The sequence below is a fragment of the uncultured Polaribacter sp. genome (genome assembly GCF_947503855.1).
Lineage (GTDB): Bacteria > Bacteroidota > Bacteroidia > Flavobacteriales > Flavobacteriaceae > Polaribacter.
In genome coordinates, this window is the sequence record NZ_CANNFF010000002.1 from 43,808 (window position 1) to 68,246 (window position 24,439).

The window sequence follows — 24,439 nt, forward strand, 5'->3', positions numbered from 1 at the left end:
GAAAAGACAAGAATTAGGTTTTTTAAGAAATTACTTTCTCAAAAGCCAAACGTTTGGCACCATAAGAAGTGTAAATAATGCCACAATATTGGTAACCCAATTTTTTAATTAAAGATTGCATTCCGATATTTTCTTCATGTGTATCAATCTTTAAACTTTTTATTTTTTTTTCTAATAAATGCAAGTGAAATTCATGAAACATAAAAGTAGCCAAACCATATTTTCTAAATTCTTTTTTAATGGCCATTCTATGAACTACGCCATATTCTTCACCTTCACTTACAATCCAATTACCATCTATAATTTTTTTGTATGTGGGCTCTTTTCTTGTGGTAAACATAGAAGTTGCCATAACCTGATTTTCATCATTTACAACCACATAACTTTCGCCTTTTTCAATATCATTTTCAACTTGGGCTGCATTTGGATAGCCATTTTGCCATTGATCTATCTTTTGTGATGCTAAATACACTTTTGCATCATCAATAATTGTTAGAATATTTGGAATATCTTCTGTTTTAGAAAGCCTAATTTTCATTATCATAAATTTAGACCCCACAGGCTTTTGTACTGAATTGATAACAGTATCTAAACCTGTGGGGTCTGTAAAAATAATTTATTTTTAGAAAAAGTTAAAGAGTAACTGCTTCTTTTTTAGTTTTTTTTAACTGAGCAAATTCGACAACTTCTTGATTGTGTAAAATATCTTGAATCGTTTGTCTTTTTCTAATCAAGTAGTCTTTTCCTTGATGAACCATAACTTCTGCGGGTAAATAACGCGAATTGTAATTAGAAGCCATAGAATAACAATAGGCACCAGCATTATGGAAACACAAGACATCCTCTTCTGAAATTTCTGCAATCCTTCTGTTAGAACCAAAGGTGTCTGTTTCGCAAATATACCCCACAACAGAGTAGTATCTATCTCTTCCTTTCGGGTTAGAAATATTGGTTATATGATGGTAAGAATTGTACATCATGGGTCTTACCAAATGATTAAATCCAGAATCTACATGCGCAAAAACGGTAGAAGTGGTTTGTTTTACAACATTTACTTTTGCTAAAAATACACCAGCTTCAGACACTAAAAATTTTCCAGGTTCAAACATTAATGTAATGTCTTTGCCATATTCTTTACAAAACTCGTTAAAACGTTCTGATAATTGTACGCCTAATTGCTCTATATCTGTAGAAATATCTCCTTCTTTATAAGGCACTTTAAAACCGCTTCCAAAATCGATAAAATCGATATTTTTAAATTGTTTAGCCACATCAAATAAAATTTCTGATGCACGTAAAAAAGTATCAATATCTAAAATATCAGATCCTGTGTGCATATGAATTCCGTTAATATTCATACCTGTATTTTCTACCACACGTTTAATATGTGGAACTTGATGAATAGAAATCCCAAATTTAGAATCGATATGACCCACAGAAATTTTAGAATTTCCACCAGCCATAATGTGTGGATTGATACGCACACAAACAGGAATTTCTGGGTGTTTTTGACCAAATAATTCTAAGATAGATAAATTATCAATATTAATTTGAACGCCTAATTTTGCAACTTCTTCAATTTCTTGTAAAGAAACTCCATTGGGTGTATAAATAATATTTTTTGGATCTATACCTGTAGTTAAACCCAATTGCACCTCTTGATGAGAAACTGTATCTAAACCAGCACCTAAATTTTTAAAGAATTTTAAAATATTTATGTTTGATAATGCTTTAACGGCATAATTTAATTTTAAATTTTTAACATCACTAAAAGCGTTTGTTAACCTATTATATTGCGATTCAATTTTATCTGTATCGTAAACATATAAGGGACTTCCGTATTTATTTGCTAATTCTAAAAGTTGCGAGTTTTCCACGATATTTTGTTGTTTATTTTTGTCAAAAGTAGTTAAAATGTTTAGTTCTAAATCATTTGTTTAAAAATATAACATATTGTTTTTTATTGTGAATTTTGTAAAAGTAATAGACTATATATTTTAGGTAATATGTAAAATAACAAACGGTTTTTTTTTCGTTGAAATCCTGTTGATAACTAATTGTTTTTGTTATTTTATTTTTTGTTGTGAAACCCTATTTTTACAAGTACTTCAAACCTAAAAGTTGTAAACGTTTTTTATGAGTCAGGAAACAAAATATACAGAAGATAATATTAGATCTTTAGATTGGAAAGAGCATATTAGAATGCGTCCAGGAATGTACATTGGTAAGTTAGGAGATGGTTCTTCTGCAGACGATGGTATTTATATTTTGGTAAAAGAGGTTTTAGATAACTCTATTGACGAGTATGTGATGGGGGCAGGTAAAACCATAGAAATTTCTATACAAGGTAGCAAAGTTACAGTTCGCGATTATGGTCGTGGTATTCCGCTAGGAAAAGTAGTAGACGTAGTTTCTAAAATGAATACTGGTGGTAAATACGACTCTAAAGCCTTTAAAAAATCTGTAGGTTTAAATGGGGTGGGTACCAAAGCTGTAAATGCACTTTCGTCTTATTTTAGGGTAGAGTCTACACGTGAAGGTAAATCTGCTTCTGCAGAATTTAGCCAAGGTAATTTAGGAGAGCAAGAGTTTTTAGAAGAAACCTCTCGAAGAAAAGGTACCAAAGTTCAGTTTATCCCAGATGAAACCATTTTTAAAAACTACAAATTTAGAAAAGAATATGTTTCTAAAATGTTGAAGAATTATGTGTATTTAAATCCTGGTTTAACCATTATTTTTAATGGAGAAAAATACTTTTCTGAAAACGGATTAAAAGATTTATTAGAAGATAATAACAACAAAGATGATATGTTGTATCCAATAATTCACTTAAAAGGAGATGATATTGAAGTTGCAATTACTCACAGTAAAACACAGTATTCAGAAGAATATCACTCTTTTGTAAACGGACAACATACTACACAAGGGGGTACACACCAATCTGCATTTAGAGAGGCTATTGTTAAAACGATTCGCGATTTTTTTGGTAAAAACTTCGAAGCCTCAGATGTGCGTAAATCAATCATTTCTGCCATAGCAATAAAGGTAATGGAACCTGTTTTTGAAAGTCAAACTAAAACCAAATTAGGTTCTACAGAAATGGGTGGAGATTTACCAACAGTTAGAACGTATATCAATGATTTTGTTAAAACACACTTAGACAACTACTTACATAAAAACACAGAGGTTGCAGACAAATTACAAAAGAAAATTTTACAAGCAGAAAAAGAGCGTAAAGAACTTTCTGGAATTCGAAAATTAGCAAGAGATAGAGCTAAAAAAGCCAGCTTACACAACAAAAAACTACGAGATTGTAGAATCCATTTAGGGGATACCAAAAAAGAAGCACATTTAGAAACTACTTTGTTTATTACAGAAGGTGATTCTGCTTCTGGGTCAATTACAAAATCAAGAAATGTAAACACACAAGCTGTGTTTAGTTTAAAGGGAAAGCCTTTAAATTCTTATGGATTGAGTAAAAAAATAGTGTACGAAAATGAGGAATTTAATTTATTGCAGGCTGCATTAAATATAGAAGATGGTTTAGAAGATTTGCGTTACAACAACATTGTAATTGCAACAGATGCAGATGTTGATGGTATGCATATTCGGTTATTATTAATTACATTTTTCTTACAGTTTTTTCCAGAATTGATTAAAGAAGGGCATTTATATATTTTAGAAACACCTTTATTTAGAGTGCGTAACAAAAAGCATACGTTTTATTGTTATTCGGATGATGAAAAAAGAGAAGCTATAGAAAAGTTAAGAGGCAAGCCAGAAATTACTCGATTTAAAGGTTTGGGTGAAATTTCTCCAAACGAATTTGTCCATTTTATTGGTGATGATATTCGTTTAGACCCAGTAATGTTAGATAAAGAAATGTCTATAGAGCAAATGTTAGAGTTTTATATGGGTAAAAACACTCCTGATAGACAAAAATTTATCATTAATAATTTAAAAGTTGAATTAGATTATGTAGAAGATTAGATTCAGACCTCACAGGTTTTTAAAACCTGTAAGTTCTTTAGGATAAAATTAGAGTTCGCAATTTGCAACCTCAAGTTTACTAAAAATGAAAGAAGAAGAAAAATTAATAATTCCAAATGAAATAATATCTAATAAAATCTATTTGATTCGTAATCAAAAAGTAATGTTAGATAGAGATTTGGCAGAATTATATCAAGTAGAAACTAAAGTTTTAAAACAAGCAGTAAAAAGAAATATAAATCGTTTTCCAGATGATTTTATGTTTGAGTTGACAAAAATTGAATTTGAAAATTGGAGGTCACAATTTGTGACCTCCAATTCTGATAAAATGGGTTTACGTTATGCACCAATGGCATTTACAGAACAAGGAGTGGCAATGTTGTCAAGTGTGCTGAGAAGTGATAGAGCAATTGCTGTAAATATTAAAATTATTAGAATATTTACAAAAATGAGAGATTTGTTGAGTGATAATTTAAGTTTACGATTAGAAATTGAAGACATAAAAAAGAAACTAACGAATCACGATAAAAATATAGAATTGGTATTTTCTTATTTAGATGAATTAATTGAGAAAAAGGAAAGTCCGCCAAAGAGAAATCAAATAGGTTATATCAAAAATAAAGTTAATAAGTAAACTTGCGTTAGGGATTGAAGTGGAAATCCTTTTTATTGTCAGTTCGAGTTTTTTTGTGAAGTATGAAAAAAAAAGTATCGAGAACAAAATAAAAAGATTGTAACGTAAAGCCCGACCTTTAGGAAACGCCAAAATAAAAAAAACACAATTAAACGATTTAACGTTTTTTATGAGTGAAGAAATAAACGAAAACGAACACGAAGAAGAATTAACAAATCAAGGAGAAAATTCTCAAGAGGAAACTATTACTAAAGTTACAGGAATGTACAAAGAGTGGTTTTTAGACTACGCTTCGTATGTAATTTTAGAAAGAGCAGTTCCGTCTTTAGAAGATGGTTTAAAGCCTGTACAGCGAAGAATTATGCATTCTATGAAAGATTTGGATGATGGACGTTACAACAAAGTAGCTAATATTGTTGGGCATACCATGCAGTATCATCCTCATGGAGATGCTTCTATTGCAGATGCAATGGTGCAAATGGGGCAGAAAGAATTGCTAATAGACATGCAAGGAAACTGGGGTAATATCTTAACAGGAGATAGAGCTGCAGCATCAAGATATATAGAAGCGCGTTTGTCTAAATTTGCTTTAGATGTGGTGTTTAATCCAAAAACCACAGAGTGGAAATTGTCTTACGATGGTCGTAGAAAAGAACCTATAGATTTACCCGTAAAATTCCCATTATTACTAGCACAAGGTGCAGAAGGAATCGCAGTAGGTTTATCAACTAAAATATTACCACACAATTTTGTAGAATTAATAGATGCATCTATAAAATATTTAAAAGGCAGAAGTTTTAAAATTGTACCTGATTTTTTAACAGGTGGAATTGCAGATTTTACCAATTATAATGATGGAAAACGTGGAGGAAAAGTACGTATTCGTGCAAAAATTTCTCAGCTAGATAAAAAAACGTTGGTTATTAATGAAATTCCGTTTTCTACCACAACACAATCTTTAATAGACAGTATTTTAAAAGCCAATGATAAAGGTAAAATTAAAATAAAAAAGATTGAAGACAATACTGCAGCAGAGGTAGAAATTTTGGTGCATTTACCACCCAATGTTTCGCCAGATAAAAGTATAGATGCATTATATGCATTTACAAATTGTGAAACTTCTATTTCGCCTTTATGTTGTACTATTGAAGATAATAAACCTGTTTTTTTAGGAGTTTCTGAGCTTTTAAAACACTCAACAGACTTAACAGTTGAGTTGTTAAAACGTGAACTAGAAATTCAGTTAAATGAATTGGAAGAGCAATGGCATTTCTCTTCTTTAGAACGTATTTTTATAGAAAATAGAATTTATAGAGATATTGAAGAAGAAGAAACTTGGGAAGGTGTAATTGCTGCCATTGACAAAGGTTTACAACCACATATAAAGCATTTAAAACGTCCTATTACAGAAGAAGATATTGTACGTTTAACAGAAATTAGAATTAAAAAAATATCAAAATTTGATATTGACAAAGCCAAGCAATTTATAGAAAGTTTAGAAGACAAAATTGCAGCAGTTAAAAATAATTTAGCCAATTTAATTGAGTTTGCTATTGATTACTTTAAAAACTTAAAAGAAAAATATGGCAAAGGCAAAGAACGCAAAACAGAAATTAGAATTTTTGATGATATTGTAGCTTCAAAAGTAGCCATGAACAATGCAAAACTCTATGTAAATAGAGCAGAAGGGTTTATTGGTACTTCTTTAAAAAGAGACGAATTTATTACAGATTGTTCAGATATTGATGACATTATTATTTTTAGAAAAGATGGTCAAATGATGGTGACAAAAGTAGACTCTAAAACCTTTGTTGGTAAAGATATTATACATGTGGCTGTCTTTAAAAAGAAAGACAAACGTACTGTTTATAATATGATGTACAGAGATGGTTTAAAAGGACCTTCTTACATGAAACGTTTTAATGTAACATCTGTAACTAGAGACAAAGAATACGATTTAACCAATGGTAAAAAAGGCTCTGTTGTACATTATTTTACAGCAAATCCAAATGGTGAAGCAGAAGTTGTAACTATTAATTTACGTTCTGTTGGTAGTGTTAAAAAATTAAAATGGGATGTCGATTTTGCTGATTTAACAGTAAAAGGACGTGGAGTTCGAGGAAATACAATTACCAAATATGCCATTAAAAAAGTAGAATTTAAAGAAGCTGGAGTATCCACTTTAAAACCACGTAAAATTTGGTTTGATGACGCTGTACAGCGTTTAAATGTGGATCATAGAGGCGAATTGTTGGGTGAGTTTAGAGCAGATGATAAATTATTAATTATCACACAAAGTGGAAAGGCAAAAGCAGTAAAACCAGATTTGGCAATGCATTTTGAAGATGATATGATTGTATTAGAAAAATGGAAACCTCAAAAACCGATTTCTGCTATTTATTATGATGGTGAAAAAGAACGTTATTATGTAAAACGTTTTTTAATAGAAAACCCAGAAAAAGAAGAAGAGTTTATTTCTGATCATCCAAAATCTCAGTTAGAAATTGTAGCAACCGATTATAGACCTGTTGCAGAAATACAATTTTCTAAACGTAGTTTAGATAATGAAGAAGTTAATTTTGAGGAGTTTATAACTGTAAAAGGTATTAAAGCTTTAGGAAACCAGTTAACTACAGATAAAATTAAAAATGTAAACCTTCTAGAACCTTTAGCTTACAAAGAAGAAAATGAGGTTGATTATAAAGAAACAGAAGTGATTGATGAAGAGGTTGCAGAGAATAAACTTCCCATAGAAATTGAAGAGGTTGCCACTAAAAAAGCTATTTTAGAAGAACTATCTGCAGAAGAAAAAGCACGTATTGCCTTGCAAAAATCAATTACCAAAAAGAAAGCAGCAGAAAAAAAGAGAGATGATGAAAATCAACAGAAGTTATTTTAAGATAAAATAAGAGATGTTTACAATTAATTCATCTTTTCAAAGAAAGTTAATTTGTAATTTGGTAACAAATCAGGATTTGTAATTTTAATAATATCTTTTAAAACAAAATCGGGTCTTGTAGGTGCTAATTCATAATAAATAACACCCCCTGTAATTCCTTTTTTGGTGGTCGGTGTATAAATTTTATCATTTTTAAAAGCATTAAATTTAGCGTACAAAGAATTATTATTTACCAGTTGTTTTTGGGTAGAAAAATAACCTGGAGCTATCCAAAAATCAGCATTTTGTGCCTTGTCAAAAACGCTTTCAAAACTTAGTGATAAACTTCCTTTTCCTTCTGTTTTTTTCCATAAATAATCAACATTTGCATCTTTTAAAAAGGTAGCCACAAAACTGTTTCCAGCAGGTAAATTCCAAATATCTTTACTCATAATGGCACCCGATAAAATGGTTGGTTTTTTAGTTGCTTTTAGAGCAATTTTTTTAGCTTCTAAATAATTAGTTTCAATTACGTTAAAAATACTATCAGCTTGTTGCTCCTTATCAAACAAAACTCCAAAAAATTTAATCCATTCAGCTCTACCTAAAGGTGTTTCTTCCAACCAATCTCCATTATAAATAACTTTAATGCCTGCTTTTTTTAAGGTTGATAAACTTTTATCTGCAGAAGCAACACTATAGCCAACCACTAACTCTGGCTGTAAATGCAATAATATCTCTGTATTTAAAGAAGATTCTTTGCCAATTTCTACAATGTTACCTTTATCTATTAAAGCTCTTGTTTTTTCGGATGAAATATATGTAGCATTTGGAAAACCAATAATAGCATTTTCTTCATCTAATAATTCAATCATTGGAATATGTGTTGTGGAAGTCGTCACAAAGTGTTTTACAGGAACTTCAATAGTTTTGTTATTTTTATTAGCAATAGTATTCTTTCTTCTTTGAATGATACTATACTCAAAAACTTCTTTAGAATTTTGATATGCAGCTTTAATTATTAATTTTTTTACGCCATTTTCTTCAATAATATCAAAACCTTCTGCATACTTAATACTACTTTTTTGCCTGGAATTTGTATCTTTTTTTATCACTTCTTTTTTACAAGAAAAGAATATGAAAAGCAACATTAAAAAGAAACTTATGTTGTTTTTTTTCATTTAGAATATGTTTGGTTTTCTTGTTTTTGAACTCTTATAAAAATCATTCTTCTGTTTAATTTTTGTAAGTTCGGTAAAATGTGGTTCTCTTTTTCTCATTTTTTTCCTGTGCCTTTGCTAACAACTATGTTTTTTAAAACATTTTTTGATGCTTACTTGCAAATTCTTTTATGCTTCTAAAGAAAAATGCTTGTGATTTGATGCAAATAACTTTTTTTAAAAAAGAGCTTTAGCCATTTCAAAAGTCTCAACAGTATCAATATTTACAGCCATATTTGGTGTTTCTTTACCAACAAGGTCACTATGTAAAAAAGTAAATTCTCTTTCTATATTTACTTGCGAACGCGATTTTAATGTAGAGCGTTTTGGACGAATCATTATATTTTTAAAACCTAGTTTTAGGTCGTTTTCTATCCTCATAATTGTATAAAAATATTAGAGTTTAAAGATATAAATTTTAAGAAAGATTATGTTAGATTATTTATAAGAATACATATATATTTGTTACGATTTTTGGTTTTAATGTAGTAATCTACTGCATTAAATTAAAAGGGAATCTGGTTAAAATCCAGAACTGTACCCGCAACTGTAAGTTAAAACTGAATGTTGTTTGTTAAAAACAAATAGATTTCAGTACCTCTTTAGAGGATATTGTTAACACTATTGCCACTGTTTAAAATGATTGAGTTCAGAAAAATGGGAAGGCTAGCAACATAAAAACAAGTCAGGAGACCTGCCAATAGTCAACAGTAAAAAAACTTTCGGGATAAAAGTTTATGTACTATAATATATTTCTGTGCACGAAATTTACCTGATTTAATGTAAATCAAATTTATTAAAAAAATGAAAAAACAATTACTAATTGTTAGTGTATTGGTATGTAATCTTGTCAATACAAATCTTTTTGCACAAAAAAAACTGCAAAAAGAACGTGTAGAAACTCTAAAAGAAATTGTAGTTACAGCAACTAAGTTTACTTTAAAAAAAGAAAATACAGGTAAAGTAATTCATAAAATTACACAAAAAGAACTACAGCAAAATGCAGGTAAATCTGTTATAGAAATTCTTAACACCATTGCTGGCATAGATGTTAGAGGTGTAAATACCAACCCAACAGAACCTAGAAGCATCAATATTAGAGGTGGTAGAAGCAGGCAGGTTTTGGTATTAATTGATGGTGTTCCAGTAACAGATCAATCTGCTATTAATCAAGAATTTGATTTGCGTTTATTAGCCGTAAACCAAATAGAAAGTATAGAGATTTTAAAAGGAGCCTCGTCAACTTTATATGGTTCTGGAGCCGCAACTGCTGTAATTAATATCGTCTTAAAAAAAGCTTCTAAAAACAATATATCTGGTTCTTTTGAAACTAGTTTAGGAACCAATAATACGGCAAATACATCAAAAAGTACTTTATCAGATAGAAATCAAAATATTAACATAAATGGTAGTGTTGGTAAATTTAATTTTTTAGCATCTTTTAGTTTAACAGGTGTAAATGGCATGTCATCTGCTGTAAGTAAAACCAATGCTATTTTTGAAGACGATGCCTTTTATTCTAAAAACACACTTCTTAAGTTAGGGTATCACATTCATAAAAATTTAAAAATAGAAACTTTTTTAAATTTTGATGATTTTAAATACGATTTTGATGCAAGTTTTTTTTTAGATAACCCTGTAAATAATGGCGATAACCAACAGTTTAGGTTTGGTGTAAAACCTACGTTTACATACAAAAATGGTCAATTGTATTTGTTAGCTTCTGTAAATACTGTAGATAGAAACTTCGATCAGTTTAATGCTTTTGCAGGTACTTTAGATTTTTATAATTTTAAAGGTAGAAGTGTACATTTAGATTTGGTAAATAAATACGAATTCTCTAAAAGTTTACAACTTATTGCAGGTATTAATTACCAAGAACATAGCAATAATACAACAACACCATTTGCAATAATAAATAAGAAAGTAGCTAATTTTAATACGCTAGACCCTTACGCAAGTGTCGTCTTTATTACCGATTTTGGAGCTAGTTTTAATGCAGGTTTACGTTACAATATGCATCATGTTTATGGGAATCAATTAGTGTATGATGGTAATATAGCGTACACTGTTTTAAAAAGTGAAAACACCAATATAAAATTATTAACCTCTTACAGTACAGCATTTATAGCACCTAGTTTGTATCAATTGTTCGATGGTTTTGCAGGTAATATTGATTTAAAACCAGAAACTAATGAAACTTTTGAAGCTGGTTTTGATATGAATTATCAAGATTGGCTGCAGTTAAATGCTGTTTATTTTAAAAGAGAAGAAAATGATGCCATAATTTTTGATACTACTACTTTTAAATATGCAAATGGATCTACAAATGCGAATGGACTAGAAGTTAGCACTAAAGTTGTACCAACAGCTTTCTTATCTGTAAACGCCTCTTATACTTTTATTAATAAAGATGAATTTGAAGATTTTGATGATTATATACCTGCTAATAAATTAGTGGTAGGGTTAGATGTAACTCCTTTTAAAAACGCATTTTTAAATTTTAGTTACAGAAATGTCGGTAAAAGAACTTTTTTTGATAGATATGGCTCTTTTGGAAATGCAGATGAAGATGTAATTTTAAAAAAGTATCAAGTTTTAGATGTTATGGCAAATTATAAAATATTGCATGGTACAGTTACTTTTTTTACCGCTTTTACAAATTTATTAAATGAAGATTATAATGATGTTTTAGGCTATTCTACAAGAGGTAGAAATTACAAAGTGGGCATTAGGCTGCAATTTTAATTCAGCAGAAAATACACTTAAAAAGAAAAATAATATCCCGTTTTATTAGAATTCTCATAAATAGAAAAGCCTTCTCTTAAAGAAAGAAGGCTTTTTAGTTATAATAATTTTCTCACTTCTTTTTTTATAAACACTATAGCAGTTTCTGTTGGTGGTGAAGATTTAGAATAGTCAATCAACACGTTTTCTCTTAAATCCTTAGCAGAGGATGCATTTTCTGCAACCTTTTTTAATTTATTTATAACCGCATTTTTTGCTGCATAAATGGCTGTCCAAGTTTCATCAGAAATGTAAATTTGCTGTACTAAATTGTGTTCAAATTCTTGATTGATGTTTGCAATTAGCAATTCTAAATAATCTTTTGTATTGGTAGAAATTGGCTGAATTCGCATGAGCATTTTTACAGGGTTTATACGCTCACAAAACAACATTAAACGCTCATAAGCTTGTAGTTTTATTGGTAAAGATTCTTTTTTTTGTTGTGCGAACAAAGCTAATTTTTTTTCTTTTACAGTATTATTTAAAAAACCGTTAAACATATAATAAGCTACAAAACCCGTTATTGCAGCTGGTAAAATATAAGCGAAACTTTCTAAAATTTTATCTTCCATAATTTATATTAATGTTGCTAAATATCGGTATAAGACTCCTATTAAAATGGCAAAACCAAAACTTAATAAAGTACCAATTAAAATGTATTCTGTTAGTTTTCTATCTTTAGAAGAGCTTAAATCTCCAAATCTAAAAACCGATTTTGCTGCTAGTAAAAAACCAATGGCTTCCCAATGATTGGTAATTACAAAAACAAACACAAATAAACGTTCTAAAATACCAATATAACGTCCTGATTTTGCTAAAGAATCGTCGTTTTCTTTCTTGCTTTCAGGATTCCATTGTGTAATAATTATTTTTATTATGATAGATGATACACTAACCAATAAAACAATAGAAATTAATAGTAGTAGTGTTTTTTCATTGATGATTTTATCTAAAGAAATTATAAACGGATGATAATAATTTGTAATAATTACTAAAACTAAAATATGAGCAATTTGGTCTATAAAAAATAAAGTACGATTTATTTTGTTCTTCTGAAGGTAGAGTTTTAAAAGGTCAATCAAATAATGAGAACCAACAATTACAAATACGCCTAACCAGTATTTTTGAATATCAAAACCGATAAAAATAAATAACAACAAGAAATGTATACCAATACGTACGTATAGCTCTACAGATTTTATCTTCTTCTTTTCTTTCTCTTTTACCCATTTATAGGGTTGAAATGTAAAATCTCCTAAAAAATGTGCTAGTAAAATTTTTAAAAAGAATACCATCCATTTATTTTTTTATGTGTTACCATATTATGATATATTTTTTCTAATCTTAGAATTTCATCAAGCCCAGCCCTTTTTCTTCTTTCACTTGCGCTACTTTCTGAAATATTTAACTCTTTAGCTATTGTTTTTTGGAGAGTTTCTTTTTTGTTTAAGTATTTTACAGCAAATTCCGCAGAGTTTGTTGTCCAATTATCCATAGTTAATAACGCTAAAGCAAGTGTACTATTCATTATTTCATTAAATTGTTCATCATCAGTTAAAATAGCTAAATTTTGTTTTTTTATTATAGAGTCAAATGCTTTTCCGCTTAAAATAAAAGCTTCTCCATTTCCTTCAGTTATATTTTTATAGTTATTGTTTTTTTTACCAATACCAATAGCGATTCGAACATCTAAATTTTTTATTTGTTTTAAAATAGCTTTTAATTTTATTGCAAAAAACAATCCATTTTCTGCTTCTTCTATCTCAATTTGAAAACTATCTCCCCTAAATATTTCCCAAGTTTTCGGAGTTTTTCCAATACTATTAAAGGCAGATTTTAGCATAGGTAACCACTTATCTGAATCAACTTTTCTTGAGTTGATAATATCTCCTGTAAGAATACTTGTCATTTATTTTTTTTTGTAAATATAACTTTTTGCTCATAAATATTCAAATAATTCGGGTTTTAAAACGAATACTTGTAAATTCGGGTTTTAAGACGAACTTGGTAAAGTTCGGATATTAAGTCGAATTTACTGATGATAATTTGTGAATAAAAACTAAAAATCTTCTTTAAAAAAACGATAAGTTTGGTTAATTTCACACTTTAAAATACTTCATAAAAAATATTTCTTTGAGTAATTATTTAGATTCTTTAAACGAAGCACAAAAAATGGCAGTCTTGCAAAAAGACGGCCCCATGATAATTATTGCGGGTGCAGGTTCTGGTAAAACAAGGGTTTTAACTTATAGAATAGCCCATTTAATGCAACAAGGAGTAGATTCGTTTAACATTTTATCGCTTACGTTTACCAACAAAGCTGCAAGAGAAATGAAAGAAAGAATTGCAGGTGTTGTTGGGGTTAGTGAGGCCAAAAACCTTTGGATGGGAACATTTCACTCGGTTTTTGCACGTATTTTACGTTCAGAAGCAGATAAATTAGGTTTTCCCTCTAATTTTACAATTTACGATACGCAAGACTCTGTTCGTTTGATTTCTTCTATTATCAAAGAAATGGGGTTGGACAAAGAACGTTACAAAGCCAAACAAATTTTAGGGCGAATTTCATCCTTTAAAAACAGCTTAATTACGGTTAGAGCGTATTTTAATAATTCTGATTTGCAAGAAGCAGATATGCATGCAAGCAGGCCAAAAGTAGGCGATATTTACAAAGAATATGTAGATAGGTGTTTTAAGGCAGGTGCAATGGATTTTGATGATTTGTTATTAAGAACCAACGAATTGTTGGCTCGTTTTCCAGACGTTTTAGCAAAATATCAAGATAGATTTCGATATATTATGGTAGATGAGTATCAAGATACAAACCATTCACAATATATCATTGTAAGAGCTTTAGCAGACCGTTTTCAAAATATTTGTGTGGTAGGTGATGATTCTCAGAGTATTTATAGTTTTAGAGGAGCAAATATCCAAAATATCTTAAATTTTCAGAAAGATTATCCAGATGTAAAAACCTTTAAATTAGAACAAAATTATAGATCAACCAGTAATATTGTAAACGCTGCAAACTCAGTTATAGCAAAAAATAAAACAAAGTTAGATAAAGAAGTTTGGACGTCTAATGATGCTGGAGATTCTATAAATGTAATGCGTACTATTTCAGATGGAGAAGAAGGGCGTTTTGTAGCACAGTCTATTTGGGAAAACATGATGAACCATCAGTTAACACCAGAAAACTTTTGTGTATTGTACAGAACCAATTCACAATCTAGAGCCATAGAAGATGCTTTAAGGAAAAAAAATATCGATTATAAAATTTACGGAGGAATTTCATTTTATCAGCGTAAAGAAATCAAAGATATTTTATCTTATTTACGCATTTTGATCAACCCAAATGACGAAGAAGCCTTAAAAAGAATTATCAATTATCCTGCACGTGGTATTGGTGTAACAACCATAGATAAGCTAACCATTGCAGCAAACCATTATAAAAAATCAATTTTCGATATTATAAAATATATCGATAAAATAGATTTAAAAATAAATTCTGGTACCAAAAATAAGTTACAGAATTTTATGAATATGATTTTACGCTTGCAAATAGAAGCTAAAACCAAAAATGCTTTTGAAATTGCAGAAATTGTAGTAAAACAAACCCAATTAATAAAAGACTTAGAAAAAGATGGTACACCAGAAACTGTAAGTAAAGTAGAAAATGTACAAGAGCTTTTAAACGGAATTAAAGATTTTATTACAGATAAAATAGAGCAAGGCGAAGATGCTTCTTTAACATCTTTTTTAGAAGATGTGGCTTTAGCAACAGATTTTGATGCAAAAAAAGATAATGAGAAACCAAGCGTTTCTTTAATGACTATTCATCAATCTAAAGGATTAGAATATTTGTACGTTTACATTGTTGGTTTAGAAGAAAATTTGTTTCCCTCTGCCATGAGTATGAACACCAGAAGCGAGCTAGAAGAAGAGCGTAGGTTGTTTTACGTGGCCTTAACTAGAGCAGAAAAAGCAGCTTATTTAACCTATGCACAAACACGTTACAGATGGGGTAAATTGGTAGATGCAGAACCTAGTAGATTTTTAGAAGAAATAGACGATCAATTTCTATATTACATCACCCCAAAAGTGCCAGAACCTTCTATAAATAGGTTTGTAGACAAAAGTATTTTTGATGATGCTCCAAAAGGAATCCGTTTTCAAAAGCCAATTCAGCGAAAAAAAATGGAGCGAGATATGGCTAAAAAGAAAGAAGTCATTATTCCTAAAAATTTAAAAAAGGTATCAGAAACAAAATCAAAATCTAATTTGTTCGACAATAAGATTGCTGTGGGTAATATAATAGAACACGAACGTTTTGGTAGAGGTGAGGTACTTTCTTTAGAGGGAAAAGGACCTGATAAAAAAGCGCTGATTAAATTTAGTACAGCAGGAAAAAAGAATTTATTACTACGATTTGTAAAATTGAAAATTATTGGTTAAAAATCGTTAGTAAAACTAAAATAAATTGCTATTTTGCAACTTATAAAACTATCATATACAAACAAGTCTAATCTTGCACAGTAAAGACCTTATTTATTAAATTTTAATAAATAAAACATACTTCAAAAAATAAATAAATGACATACGACTTAGAATATAATTCAGAAAGACCATTAATGATCATTCCAGAATATGGAAGACACATCCAAAAAATGGTAGACCATTGTGTAGCTTTGGCAGATGCAGAAGAGCGTAATAAAATGGCAAAAGCCATTGTAGATGTAATGGGTAATTTACAACCACACTTGCGTGATGTGCCAGATTTTAAGCACAAACTTTGGGATCAATTATACATTATGTCAGATTTTAAATTAGATGCCAAGTCACCTTATCCAATTCCTTCAAGAGAAGAATTACAAGAAAAGCCAGAGCGATTGCCTTATCCAAAATACGCTTCTAAATATCGTTATTATGGGAACAATATTCAAACAATGATAGATGTTGCTCTAAGTTGGGAAGATGATGATAAAAAAGAAGCATTGGTGTATACCATAGCAAATCACATGAAAAAATGTTATTTAAATTGGAACAAAGACACAGTAGATGATGCTGTAATTTTTAATCATTTATATGATTTATCTGATGGTAAATTAGATTTAAGAAACTCTGAAGAAGAATTATCTGACAGTAAAAACTTGTTAAGAAAAAGAAATACTCAAGGACAGAATAATTCTAAAAATCATAAAAAACAACACAATAACAAAAACAGAAAAAGATACTAGTCTATGGCGTCATTTAAAATAGAAGGTGGGCATAAATTAAAGGGAACAATAACACCGCAAGGAGCAAAAAATGAAGTTTTACAAATCCTTTGTGCAGTTTTATTAACACCAGAAAAAGTTATTGTAAACAATGTACCAGATATTATAGATGTAAATAAACTAATCTTTATTCTGGGTGAATTAGGAGTTAAAGTAGAAAAACTATCAATAAACTCTTATTCTTTTCAGGCAGATAACATTAATTTAAAGTATTTAGAATCAGCAGATTTTAAAAGAGATGGTAGCTCTTTAAGAGGTTCTATTATGATTGTTGGCCCACTTTTAGCACGTTTTGGTAAAGGATACATACCAAGACCAGGAGGAGACAAGATTGGTCGTAGACGTTTAGATACACATTTTGAAGGTTTTATCAAATTAGGTGCCAAGTTTAGATACAATAAAGAAGAATCTTTTTATGGAGTAGAAGCAGACCAATTACAAGGTGTAGATATGTTGTTAGATGAAGCTTCTGTAACAGGAACCGCCAATATTTTAATGGCAGCAGTTTTGGCAGAAGGCACTACCAAAATTTACAATGCAGCATGCGAGCCTTACATTCAACAATTATGTAAAATGTTGAATGCAATGGGTGCAAAAATTAGTGGTGTTGGTTCAAATTTATTAATTATAGAAGGTGTAGATGCTTTAGGTGGTTGTGTGCATTCAGTTTTACCAGATATGATAGAAATTGGTTCTTGGATTGGTGTTGCAGTTATGACACAATCAGAACTTACTATAAAAAACGTTTCGTGGGAAAACCTTGGACAAATACCCAACGTATTTAGAAAATTAGGCATCACTTTAGAAAAAAAAGGAGACGATATTTACATACCAGAACAAGAATCTTATGAAATACAAAATTACATAGATGGTTCCGTTTTAACAGTAGCAGATGCACCTTGGCCAGGTTTTACACCAGATTTGTTAAGTATTGTTTTAGTAATAGCAACACAAGCAAAAGGTACTGTTTTAATACATCAAAAAATGTTCGAAAGTCGTTTGTTTTTCGTTGATAAATTAATAGACATGGGCGCAAAAGTTATTTTGTGCGATCCACATAGAGCCACTGTAATTGGGCACAATTTTCAATCGCAATTAAAAGCAACTAAAATGACCTCTCCAGATATTAGAGCAGGTATTTCTTTATTAATTGCAGCGCTTTCAGCAAAAGGAACCTCCATTATTAATAATATAGAGCAAATAGATAGAGGTTACGAAAATATAGAAGCTCGCTTAAAATCTATTGGTGCAAAAATAGAACGTATTGAAGATTAGTAATAAATATCTAAAAAAAAATATATGAAAAAGTAAAATATTTTATAAACCAAAATATTTTAAAAATGATAAGAAATTTATGGAATGAAGAATGGAAAAACATTCAATTCGATGAAAAAATTTCTGAAAAAGAAAAATTTAAAATTTCCAACTACGGAAGAATAATTAATTGTAAAGATGAAAATAAAGAGTTTTTAAAAAATGAAAACTATACAAATGGTTATGCAACTATTTCTTTAAAACAAAAAGTAAATGGAAAAAATACAGCAAGATATATACATAAATTAGTAGCACAACATTTTTTAAAAAAAGAAAATGAAGCGCAAGTTTTTGTGATTCACTTAAACTATGATAAAAAAGATAATACTTTAGAAAATTTAAAATGGGCTACAAAAAGAGAAAAAGAATTACATCAATTTAAAAATCCAAAGTTTATAGAATCTCGTAAAAGTATAACTTATGGGAAACTATCTGTTGGTAAAGTAAAAATTATTAAGCGCCAACTTCAAAATAAAAATAATAGAATTACAATGATTGCTAAACGGTTTGGTGTTTCAGATACACAAATACATCGTATAAAATCAGGCGAAAATTGGGCGGAAGTTCAAATATAAAAATATAAAATAGTGTCAGTTTGACACTATTTTTTTGTTGGCAACATTTTTGCCAATTATTGGTAGATAATTTAATGATTACAAAGAAATGAGTAAGAAAGAAAAGATACAAGAAGAAGAAATAAAAAATGAGCAAGAAACTTTGCAAGTTGAACAAAATCAAGAGGTTGAACCAGAGGTTGTAAAAGAAGAACCAACAGCAGAAGAGCTTCTTCAAACAGAAAAAGACAAGTTTTTACGTCTATTTGCAGAGTTTGAAAATTATAAAAAAAGAACCACTAAAGAAAGAATAGAGCTTTTTAAGACAGCAGGACAAGAAGTTATGACATCTTTACTGCCAGTTATAGATGATTTTGAACGTGCCTTGTCACATATTAAAGAAGACAAAGAATCAGAAGAATTAAAAAAAGGTGTATTGTTAATTTATAATAAATTTTACAACACTTTAGAGCAAAAAGGGTTGTCTAAAATAGAAACCGAAGCTGGCGATGTTTTTGATGCAGAAATTCACGAAGCAATTACACAAATACCTGCAACTACAGAAGATATGAAAGGTAAAATTATAGATTGTGTAGAAAAAGGATACAAGTTAGGAGATAAAATTATTCGTTATCCAAAAGTGGTAATAGGACAATAAGACTATAGTCTCTCGTTTTTAGCCGATAGTATTTACTATCGATTAAATTACTAAAGACTAAAAAATAAAACAATGGCAAAACAAGATTATTACGAAATATTAGGTATCTCAAAATCTGCTTCTCAGGCAGAAATAAAAAAAGCATATAGGAAAATGGCTATCAAATATCATCCAGATAAAAATCCTGATGATAAAACTGCTGAAGAGAAATTTAAATTAGCAGCAGAAGCCTACGAAATTTTAAGCGACGAAAACAAAAAAGCAAGATATGATCAGTATGGTCATGCAGCCTTTGATGGTCCTCAAGGTGGAGGAGGCTTTGGAGGTGGAGGCATGAATATGGATGACATATTTAGCCAGTTTGGAGACATCTTTGGAGGTGGTGGCTTTGGTGGTGGTTTTGGTGGTTTTGGTGGTGGTGGAGGCCAGCGTCAAGCCAGAGTTAAAGGAAGCAATATGCGAATACGAGTAAAGCTTACTTTAGAAGAAATTGCAAAAGGCGTAGAGAAGAAGGTTAAAGTTCGAAGAAAAGTACAAGCAGAGGGTGTAACATATAAAACGTGTACTACTTGTAATGGTTCTGGGCAACAAATGCGTGTTACCAATACTATTTTGGGTAGAATGCAAACAGCTACAACTTGTAGTACCTGTTCTGGAGCTGGAGAAATTATGAGCAGCAAACCCAATGGTGCAGATATACAAGGGTTAATTGTAAAAGAAGAAACAGTTTCTATAAATATACCTGCAGGTGTTACAGAAGGTGTACAATTGAAAGTTGGTGGAAAAGGAAATGAAGCTCCAGGTAAAAACTCTATAGCAGGAGATTTATTAGTTTTAATTGAAGAAATTCAACATGAAAACTTAAAAAGAGAAGGGACAAACATTCATTACGATTTGTATATTAACTTTTCTGAAGCAGTTTTAGGAGCAAGTAAAGAAGTAGAAACAGTTACAGGAAAAGTAAAAATAAAAATAGAACCAGGTACACAATCTGGTAAAATTTTAAGATTAAAAGGAAAAGGTTTACCAAGCATAGAAAGATATGGTACAGGAGATTTCTTAATCCATATTAATGTTTGGACACCACAAGAATTAAGCAAAGAACAAAAATCTTTTTTCGAAAATATGTTAGAAGATGAAAACTTTACACCAGCACCAAATAAGTCTGATAAATCATTTTTTGAAAAAGTAAAAGACATGTTTTCATAGTATTATATTAATAAACATTTTAAATGCATTTAATAAATAGAATTTGTTTTTTTTAAAATAATAAATACTATATATTTGCAAAGTTGTTAAGCAATTAACAACATTTTCTTTTTCATAGCAATTTTTCCCACTCAATTTATTGAGTGGGTTTTTTTTAAAAAGAAATTGTAATTTTGGATATTATTAAAGCAGGCTTATCTTATCGACTTATTATATAAGTAGGAAAGTCCGGACACCATAGAGAATCATAGCGGATAACATCCGTCCAACGTAAGTTGAGGACAAGTGCAACAGAAAGCAAGTACAGTTAGGCTGTAGTGAAACCAGGTAAACTCTATGAGGTGCAATGCCATGTAAATTAGAGTTAGAGAGTTTCTCGCTCGATTCTAAAGGGTAGGCAGATAGATTCTAAAAGTAATTTTAGAACTAGATAAATGATAAGAACCTTTTAAAGGACACAGAATTCGGCTTATTAGCCTGCTTTTTTATTTTGATTTTTATAAAAAAAACACGAAAATTATTAAGTAGAAAAATGTAATTTATACACAGTTTAATAATTATCGCACCCATTTTCTCATAATTGGGAACTCTTCTTTTTTGCAAAGGTTCATCCATTCTAATAGAGGTAAACCTATATAATTTTTATTTGTAAATTGTTTAATTTAAAATCTTGATTCAGGATCTTCAAGATCTAGATTTTCTGTTTTTTTTAGATTTAAAACAAGATTTATTTTCTCACGTAAAATTTAATCAACGTTTAAAAAAAATTAGATGAAGTAAGTAAATAAAACTCTCTAATTTATATAGTCATTATGATAACAACTTACCATAGTTAGTAAAATGACTTTTTTAATTATTTTTTTAAGTAAATGCAAAAAAAGACGGTTTTATTTGAGTTAAATTTAGTTAATTTTCAAATATTCTTTTTTTATTCATTAATTCTTGCATTCTTTTAATTATACTTGAAAGTTACTAGAAAAAATGTATTTTTGTCAAATTAAATTAACCAAAAAATAAAGCACTATACCTTAGCCAAAATAGAGGTGTAAATTTTTAGAAAAAATAACTTTCTCATGCATACTTACAAAGACTACCTTATAGAAATTGAAGAACGTAAAGCGCAAGGTCTCCAACCAAAACCTATTGATGGTCAGGAATTATTAAGCGACATAATTTCACAAATAAAAGATATAAATAATCAGTATAGAGAAGATTCTCTAAACTTTTTTATATATAATGTACTACCAGGTACAACAAGTGCAGCTAGTGTAAAATCAAAATTTTTAAAAGAAATCATTTTAGGGGAATCTAAAGTTGATGAAATTACAACTGAATTTGCATTCGAGTTACTATCTCATATGAAAGGTGGTCCATCAATTACAGTTTTGTTAGATTTAGTATTACTAGGTAAAGACATTGAAATAGCGAAACAAGCTGCAGAGGTTTTAAAAACCCAAGTTTTCTTATACGAAGCTGATATAGAAAGATTAGAAGACGCTTATAAAAAAGGATGTCCAATATCAAAAGAATTATTGGAAAGCTATGCTCAGGCTGAATTTTTTACAAAACTTCCAGAAGTAGAAGAAGAAATTGAAGTGGTTACTTATATAGCAGGTGTTGGAGATATTTCTACAGATTTACTATCTCCAGGGGCAGATGCACATTCTAGATCTGATAGAGAATTACACGGTCAATGTATTTTTGAGCATAATAAAGATATGCAAAATGAACTTTTAGCTTTAAAAGAAAAACACCCAGATAAGCGAGTAATGTTAGTAGCTGAGAAAGGAACTATGGGAGTAGGCTCCTCTAGAATGTCGGGTGTAAACAATGTTGCACTTTGGACAGGTGTAGAATCTAGCCCTTATGTACCTTTTATTAACATAGCTCCTGTTATTGCAGGTACAAACGGAATTTCTCCAATTTTCTTAACCACAGTAGGGGTAACCGGTGGTATTGGAATAGACTTACAAAATTGGGTAAAACAAAAAGATGCAGAAGGAAATACAATTGTAGATAAAGATGGCGAACCAGTTTTAAAGCAAATGTATTCAGTTGAAACAGGAACAGTTTTAACAATTAATACTAAAGAAAAGAAGTTATATAGTAATAATGTTGCGTTAAAAGATATTTCCACAGCCTTAACTCCACAGAAAATGGAATTTATCAAAGCAGGTGGCTCTTATGCAGTTGTTTTTGGTAAAAAACTACAAACAATTGCTTGTAAAATATTAGGAATAGATATTCCTCAAGTATATGCTACTTCAAAAGAAATTTCTATTGAAGGTCAAGGTTTAACTGCTGTAGAAAAAATATTCAACAAAAATGCAGTTGGTAACACTCCAGGAAAAAAATTACACGCAGGTTCAGATGTTCGTGTAGAAGTTAATATTGTAGGTTCTCAAGACACCACAGGTTTAATGACTTCTCAAGAATTAGAAATGATGGCTGCAAATGTGGTATCTCCAATTGTTGATGCAGGTTATCAATCTGGTTGTCATACAGCTTCAGTTTGGGATGATAAATCAAAAGCAAACATTCCTAGATTAATGAAATTTATGAATGACTTTGGCTTAATTACCGCACGTGATCCAAAAGGAAATTATCACGCAATGACAGATGTTATTCACAAAGTTTTAAATGATATCACAATTGATGATTGGGCTATTATCATTGGGGGCGACTCTCATACACGTATGTCTAAAGGCGTTGCTTTTGGGGCAGACTCGGGTACTGTAGCTTTAGCATTAGCAACTGGTGAGGCAACAATGCCAATTCCTCAGTCTGTAAAAGTTACTTTTAAGGGAGATATGAGAAGTTTTATGGACTTTAGAGATGTAGTTCATGCAACGCAACAACAAATGCTAAAGCAGTTTAAAGGTGAAAATGTTTTTCAAGGAAGAATTATTGAAGTGCATTTAGGAACACTTACTGCAGACCAAGCGTTTACATTTACAGATTGGACTGCAGAAATGAAAGCAAAAGCATCTATTTGTATTTCTGAAGATGACACATTAATTGAGTCACTAGAAATTGCCAGAGATCGTATACAAATTATGATTGAAAAAGGAATGGATAATGAAAAACAAATGTTACAAGGCTTAATAGATAAATCCAATGCTAGAATTACTGAATTAAAAACAGGAATTAAACCAGCGTTAACACCAGATGCAGATGCTAAATATTACGCAGAAGTTGTTATTGATTTAGATGAAATAGCAGAACCAATGATTGCTGATCCAGATGTTAACAATAATGACGTTTCTAAACGTTATACACACGATACAATTAGACCGTTATCTTTTTATGGAGGAACTAAAAAAGTAGATTTAGGTTTTGTAGGTTCTTGTATGGTTCATAAAGGAGATATGAAAATATTAGCTCAAATGCTAAAAAATATTGAAGCTCAACATGGTAAAGTAGAATTTAAAGCTCCTTTAGTAGTGGCCCCTCCAACCTACAATATTGTTGATGAGCTAAAAGCAGAAGGAGATTGGGAAGTCTTACAAAAATATTCAGGTTTTGAATTTGATGATAAAGCTCCAAAAGGATTGGCAAGAACTAAATATGAAAATTTATTATACTTAGAACGTCCAGGATGCAACTTGTGCATGGGGAATCAAGAAAAAGCAGAGCCAGGAGATACAGTTATGGCAACATCAACACGTTTATTTCAGGGTAGAGTAGTAAAAGATTCTGGAGAGAAAAAAGGAGAATCACTATTGTCATCTACTCCCGTAGTTGTATTGTCTACAATTTTAGGCAGAACACCAACTATGCAAGAATATGAGAAGGCTGTAGATGGTATTGTTTTAACCAAATTCAAACCATCTCAAAAACAGCTGGTCGGATAATAAAAATTTTAAAAATAATTAAGCTCAAGTTTTACTTGAGCTTTTTTTTTAAATTAAAAATCAAA

Annotated in this window: 18 protein-coding genes, 1 other RNA gene and 1 riboswitch; of the genes, 12 read left to right on the forward strand and 7 right to left on the reverse strand. The window is 30.1% G+C overall.

Annotation, left to right across the window (positions count from 1 at the left end; all coding sequences use genetic code 11):
* Positions 1-22 precede the first annotated feature (22 nt).
* Both Q0662_RS01620 and lysA read right to left on the reverse strand, forming a co-directional pair.
* Positions 23-538, reverse strand: coding sequence for a GNAT family N-acetyltransferase (locus tag Q0662_RS01620; protein WP_298946527.1), 516 nt, complete (start codon positions 536-538; stop codon positions 23-25).
* 94 nt (positions 539-632) lie between these two features.
* Complete coding sequence (gene lysA / locus Q0662_RS01625; RefSeq protein ID WP_298947022.1) at positions 633-1,916, reverse strand: diaminopimelate decarboxylase; 1,284 nt, start codon at positions 1,914-1,916, stop codon at positions 633-635.
* A 220-nt stretch (positions 1,917-2,136) separates the two neighbouring features.
* On the opposite strand from lysA, the gene Q0662_RS01630 reads away from it, so the two are divergent.
* The 3 genes from Q0662_RS01630 to Q0662_RS01640 all read left to right on the forward strand — a co-directional run bounded on the left by Q0662_RS01630 (position 2,137) and on the right by Q0662_RS01640 (position 7,523).
* A complete protein-coding gene (locus Q0662_RS01630; protein WP_298946529.1) occupies positions 2,137-3,990 on the forward strand; it encodes a DNA topoisomerase IV subunit B in 1,854 nt (617 codons plus the stop codon).
* An 85-nt stretch (positions 3,991-4,075) separates the two neighbouring features.
* Positions 4,076-4,624 carry an ORF6N domain-containing protein gene (locus Q0662_RS01635; RefSeq protein ID WP_298946531.1) on the forward strand — a complete coding sequence of 183 codons (549 nt, stop codon included), beginning with the start codon at positions 4,076-4,078 and terminating at the stop codon, positions 4,622-4,624.
* 169 nt (positions 4,625-4,793) lie between these two features.
* Positions 4,794-7,523, forward strand: coding sequence for a DNA gyrase/topoisomerase IV subunit A (locus Q0662_RS01640; RefSeq protein WP_298946532.1), 2,730 nt, complete (start codon positions 4,794-4,796; stop codon positions 7,521-7,523).
* Positions 7,524-7,546: 23 nt separating this feature from the next.
* Here Q0662_RS01640 and Q0662_RS01645 read toward each other — a convergent pair whose 3' ends face one another.
* Together Q0662_RS01645 and Q0662_RS01650 are read right to left on the reverse strand one after the other, a co-directional pair.
* Positions 7,547-8,683 (reverse strand): ABC transporter substrate-binding protein, encoded by a 1,137-nt coding sequence (locus Q0662_RS01645; protein ID WP_298946534.1) that lies wholly within the window; start codon positions 8,681-8,683, stop codon positions 7,547-7,549.
* A 216-nt stretch (positions 8,684-8,899) separates the two neighbouring features.
* The gene (locus Q0662_RS01650; protein ID WP_298946536.1) at positions 8,900-9,103 is read right to left on the reverse strand and encodes a hypothetical protein; all 204 of its coding nucleotides are present in this window, start codon (positions 9,101-9,103) and stop codon (positions 8,900-8,902) included.
* A gap of 77 nt (positions 9,104-9,180) precedes the next feature.
* Positions 9,181-9,439, forward strand: a riboswitch (cobalamin riboswitch).
* Positions 9,440-9,526: 87 nt separating this feature from the next.
* Here Q0662_RS01650 and Q0662_RS01655 point away from each other — a divergent pair.
* Complete coding sequence (locus Q0662_RS01655) at positions 9,527-11,470, forward strand: TonB-dependent siderophore receptor (RefSeq protein ID WP_298946538.1); 1,944 nt, start codon at positions 9,527-9,529, stop codon at positions 11,468-11,470.
* Between the two features lie 98 nt (positions 11,471-11,568).
* Here the strand turns inward: Q0662_RS01655 and Q0662_RS01660 are convergent, their stop codons facing one another.
* Genes Q0662_RS01660 through Q0662_RS01670 form a run of 3 tightly spaced genes read right to left on the reverse strand, consistent with a single transcriptional unit; the run spans position 11,569 to position 13,418 of the window.
* Positions 11,569-12,081 carry a hypothetical protein gene (locus Q0662_RS01660; RefSeq protein ID WP_298946540.1) on the reverse strand — a complete coding sequence of 171 codons (513 nt, stop codon included), beginning with the start codon at positions 12,079-12,081 and terminating at the stop codon, positions 11,569-11,571.
* A 3-nt stretch (positions 12,082-12,084) separates the two neighbouring features.
* Positions 12,085-12,804, reverse strand: a complete 720-nt coding sequence (locus Q0662_RS01665) for a DUF3307 domain-containing protein (RefSeq protein WP_298946542.1) — start codon at positions 12,802-12,804, stop codon at positions 12,085-12,087.
* Positions 12,789-13,418: a SatD family protein gene (locus tag Q0662_RS01670; RefSeq protein ID WP_298946544.1), complete on the reverse strand. Its 630-nt coding sequence runs from the start codon at positions 13,416-13,418 to the stop codon at positions 12,789-12,791. Before Q0662_RS01670 ends, Q0662_RS01665 begins: the two co-directional genes overlap by 16 nt.
* A gap of 224 nt (positions 13,419-13,642) precedes the next feature.
* Here Q0662_RS01670 and Q0662_RS01675 point away from each other — a divergent pair, with 224 nt between their 5' ends.
* The 8 genes from Q0662_RS01675 (at position 13,643) to Q0662_RS01710 (ending at position 24,374) form a co-directional block, all read left to right on the forward strand.
* A complete protein-coding gene (locus Q0662_RS01675; RefSeq protein ID WP_298946546.1) occupies positions 13,643-15,964 on the forward strand; it encodes an ATP-dependent helicase in 2,322 nt (773 codons plus the stop codon).
* Positions 15,965-16,101: 137 nt separating this feature from the next.
* Entirely contained in the window at positions 16,102-16,746 is a 645-nt protein-coding gene (locus Q0662_RS01680) for a DUF4290 domain-containing protein (protein WP_298946548.1), read from the forward strand.
* A 3-nt stretch (positions 16,747-16,749) separates the two neighbouring features.
* Positions 16,750-18,060, forward strand: coding sequence for a UDP-N-acetylglucosamine 1-carboxyvinyltransferase (gene murA / locus Q0662_RS01685; protein ID WP_298946550.1), 1,311 nt, complete (start codon positions 16,750-16,752; stop codon positions 18,058-18,060).
* Between the two features lie 65 nt (positions 18,061-18,125).
* Complete coding sequence (locus Q0662_RS01690) at positions 18,126-18,674, forward strand: NUMOD4 domain-containing protein (protein ID WP_298946552.1); 549 nt, start codon at positions 18,126-18,128, stop codon at positions 18,672-18,674.
* A gap of 88 nt (positions 18,675-18,762) precedes the next feature.
* A complete protein-coding gene (locus Q0662_RS01695; protein ID WP_298946554.1) occupies positions 18,763-19,311 on the forward strand; it encodes a nucleotide exchange factor GrpE in 549 nt (182 codons plus the stop codon).
* 72 nt (positions 19,312-19,383) lie between these two features.
* Positions 19,384-20,520: a molecular chaperone DnaJ gene (dnaJ, locus tag Q0662_RS01700; RefSeq protein ID WP_298946556.1), complete on the forward strand. Its 1,137-nt coding sequence runs from the start codon at positions 19,384-19,386 to the stop codon at positions 20,518-20,520.
* 185 nt (positions 20,521-20,705) lie between these two features.
* An RNA gene (gene rnpB / locus Q0662_RS01705) (RNase P RNA component class A) lies at positions 20,706-21,008 on the forward strand.
* A gap of 585 nt (positions 21,009-21,593) precedes the next feature.
* Positions 21,594-24,374: a bifunctional aconitate hydratase 2/2-methylisocitrate dehydratase gene (locus Q0662_RS01710; RefSeq protein WP_298946558.1), complete on the forward strand. Its 2,781-nt coding sequence runs from the start codon at positions 21,594-21,596 to the stop codon at positions 24,372-24,374.
* Positions 24,375-24,439: the final 65 nt, after the last annotated feature.

Bases quoted from the DNA above. Each gene is read 5' to 3' on its own strand.
- Q0662_RS01655 (WP_298946538.1), top strand. From the start codon at position 9,527: ATGAAAAAACAATTACTAATTGTTAGTGTATTGGTATGTAATCTTGTC.
- Q0662_RS01710 (WP_298946558.1), top strand. From the start codon at position 21,594: ATGCATACTTACAAAGACTACCTTATAGAAATTGAAGAACGTAAAGCG.
- Q0662_RS01680 (WP_298946548.1), top strand. From the start codon at position 16,102: ATGACATACGACTTAGAATATAATTCAGAAAGACCATTAATGATCATT.
- dnaJ (WP_298946556.1), top strand. From the start codon at position 19,384: ATGGCAAAACAAGATTATTACGAAATATTAGGTATCTCAAAATCTGCT.
- Q0662_RS01620 (WP_298946527.1), bottom strand. From the start codon at position 538: ATGAAAATTAGGCTTTCTAAAACAGAAGATATTCCAAATATTCTAACA.
- Q0662_RS01650 (WP_298946536.1), bottom strand. From the start codon at position 9,103: ATGAGGATAGAAAACGACCTAAAACTAGGTTTTAAAAATATAATGATT.
- Q0662_RS01690 (WP_298946552.1), top strand. From the start codon at position 18,126: ATGATAAGAAATTTATGGAATGAAGAATGGAAAAACATTCAATTCGAT.
- Q0662_RS01670 (WP_298946544.1), bottom strand. From the start codon at position 13,418: ATGACAAGTATTCTTACAGGAGATATTATCAACTCAAGAAAAGTTGAT.
- Q0662_RS01665 (WP_298946542.1), bottom strand. From the start codon at position 12,804: ATGGTATTCTTTTTAAAAATTTTACTAGCACATTTTTTAGGAGATTTT.
- murA (WP_298946550.1), top strand. From the start codon at position 16,750: ATGGCGTCATTTAAAATAGAAGGTGGGCATAAATTAAAGGGAACAATA.
- Q0662_RS01635 (WP_298946531.1), top strand. From the start codon at position 4,076: ATGAAAGAAGAAGAAAAATTAATAATTCCAAATGAAATAATATCTAAT.
- Q0662_RS01640 (WP_298946532.1), top strand. From the start codon at position 4,794: ATGAGTGAAGAAATAAACGAAAACGAACACGAAGAAGAATTAACAAAT.
- Q0662_RS01695 (WP_298946554.1), top strand. From the start codon at position 18,763: ATGAGTAAGAAAGAAAAGATACAAGAAGAAGAAATAAAAAATGAGCAA.
- Q0662_RS01660 (WP_298946540.1), bottom strand. From the start codon at position 12,081: ATGGAAGATAAAATTTTAGAAAGTTTCGCTTATATTTTACCAGCTGCA.
- Q0662_RS01630 (WP_298946529.1), top strand. From the start codon at position 2,137: ATGAGTCAGGAAACAAAATATACAGAAGATAATATTAGATCTTTAGAT.
- Q0662_RS01645 (WP_298946534.1), bottom strand. From the start codon at position 8,683: ATGAAAAAAAACAACATAAGTTTCTTTTTAATGTTGCTTTTCATATTC.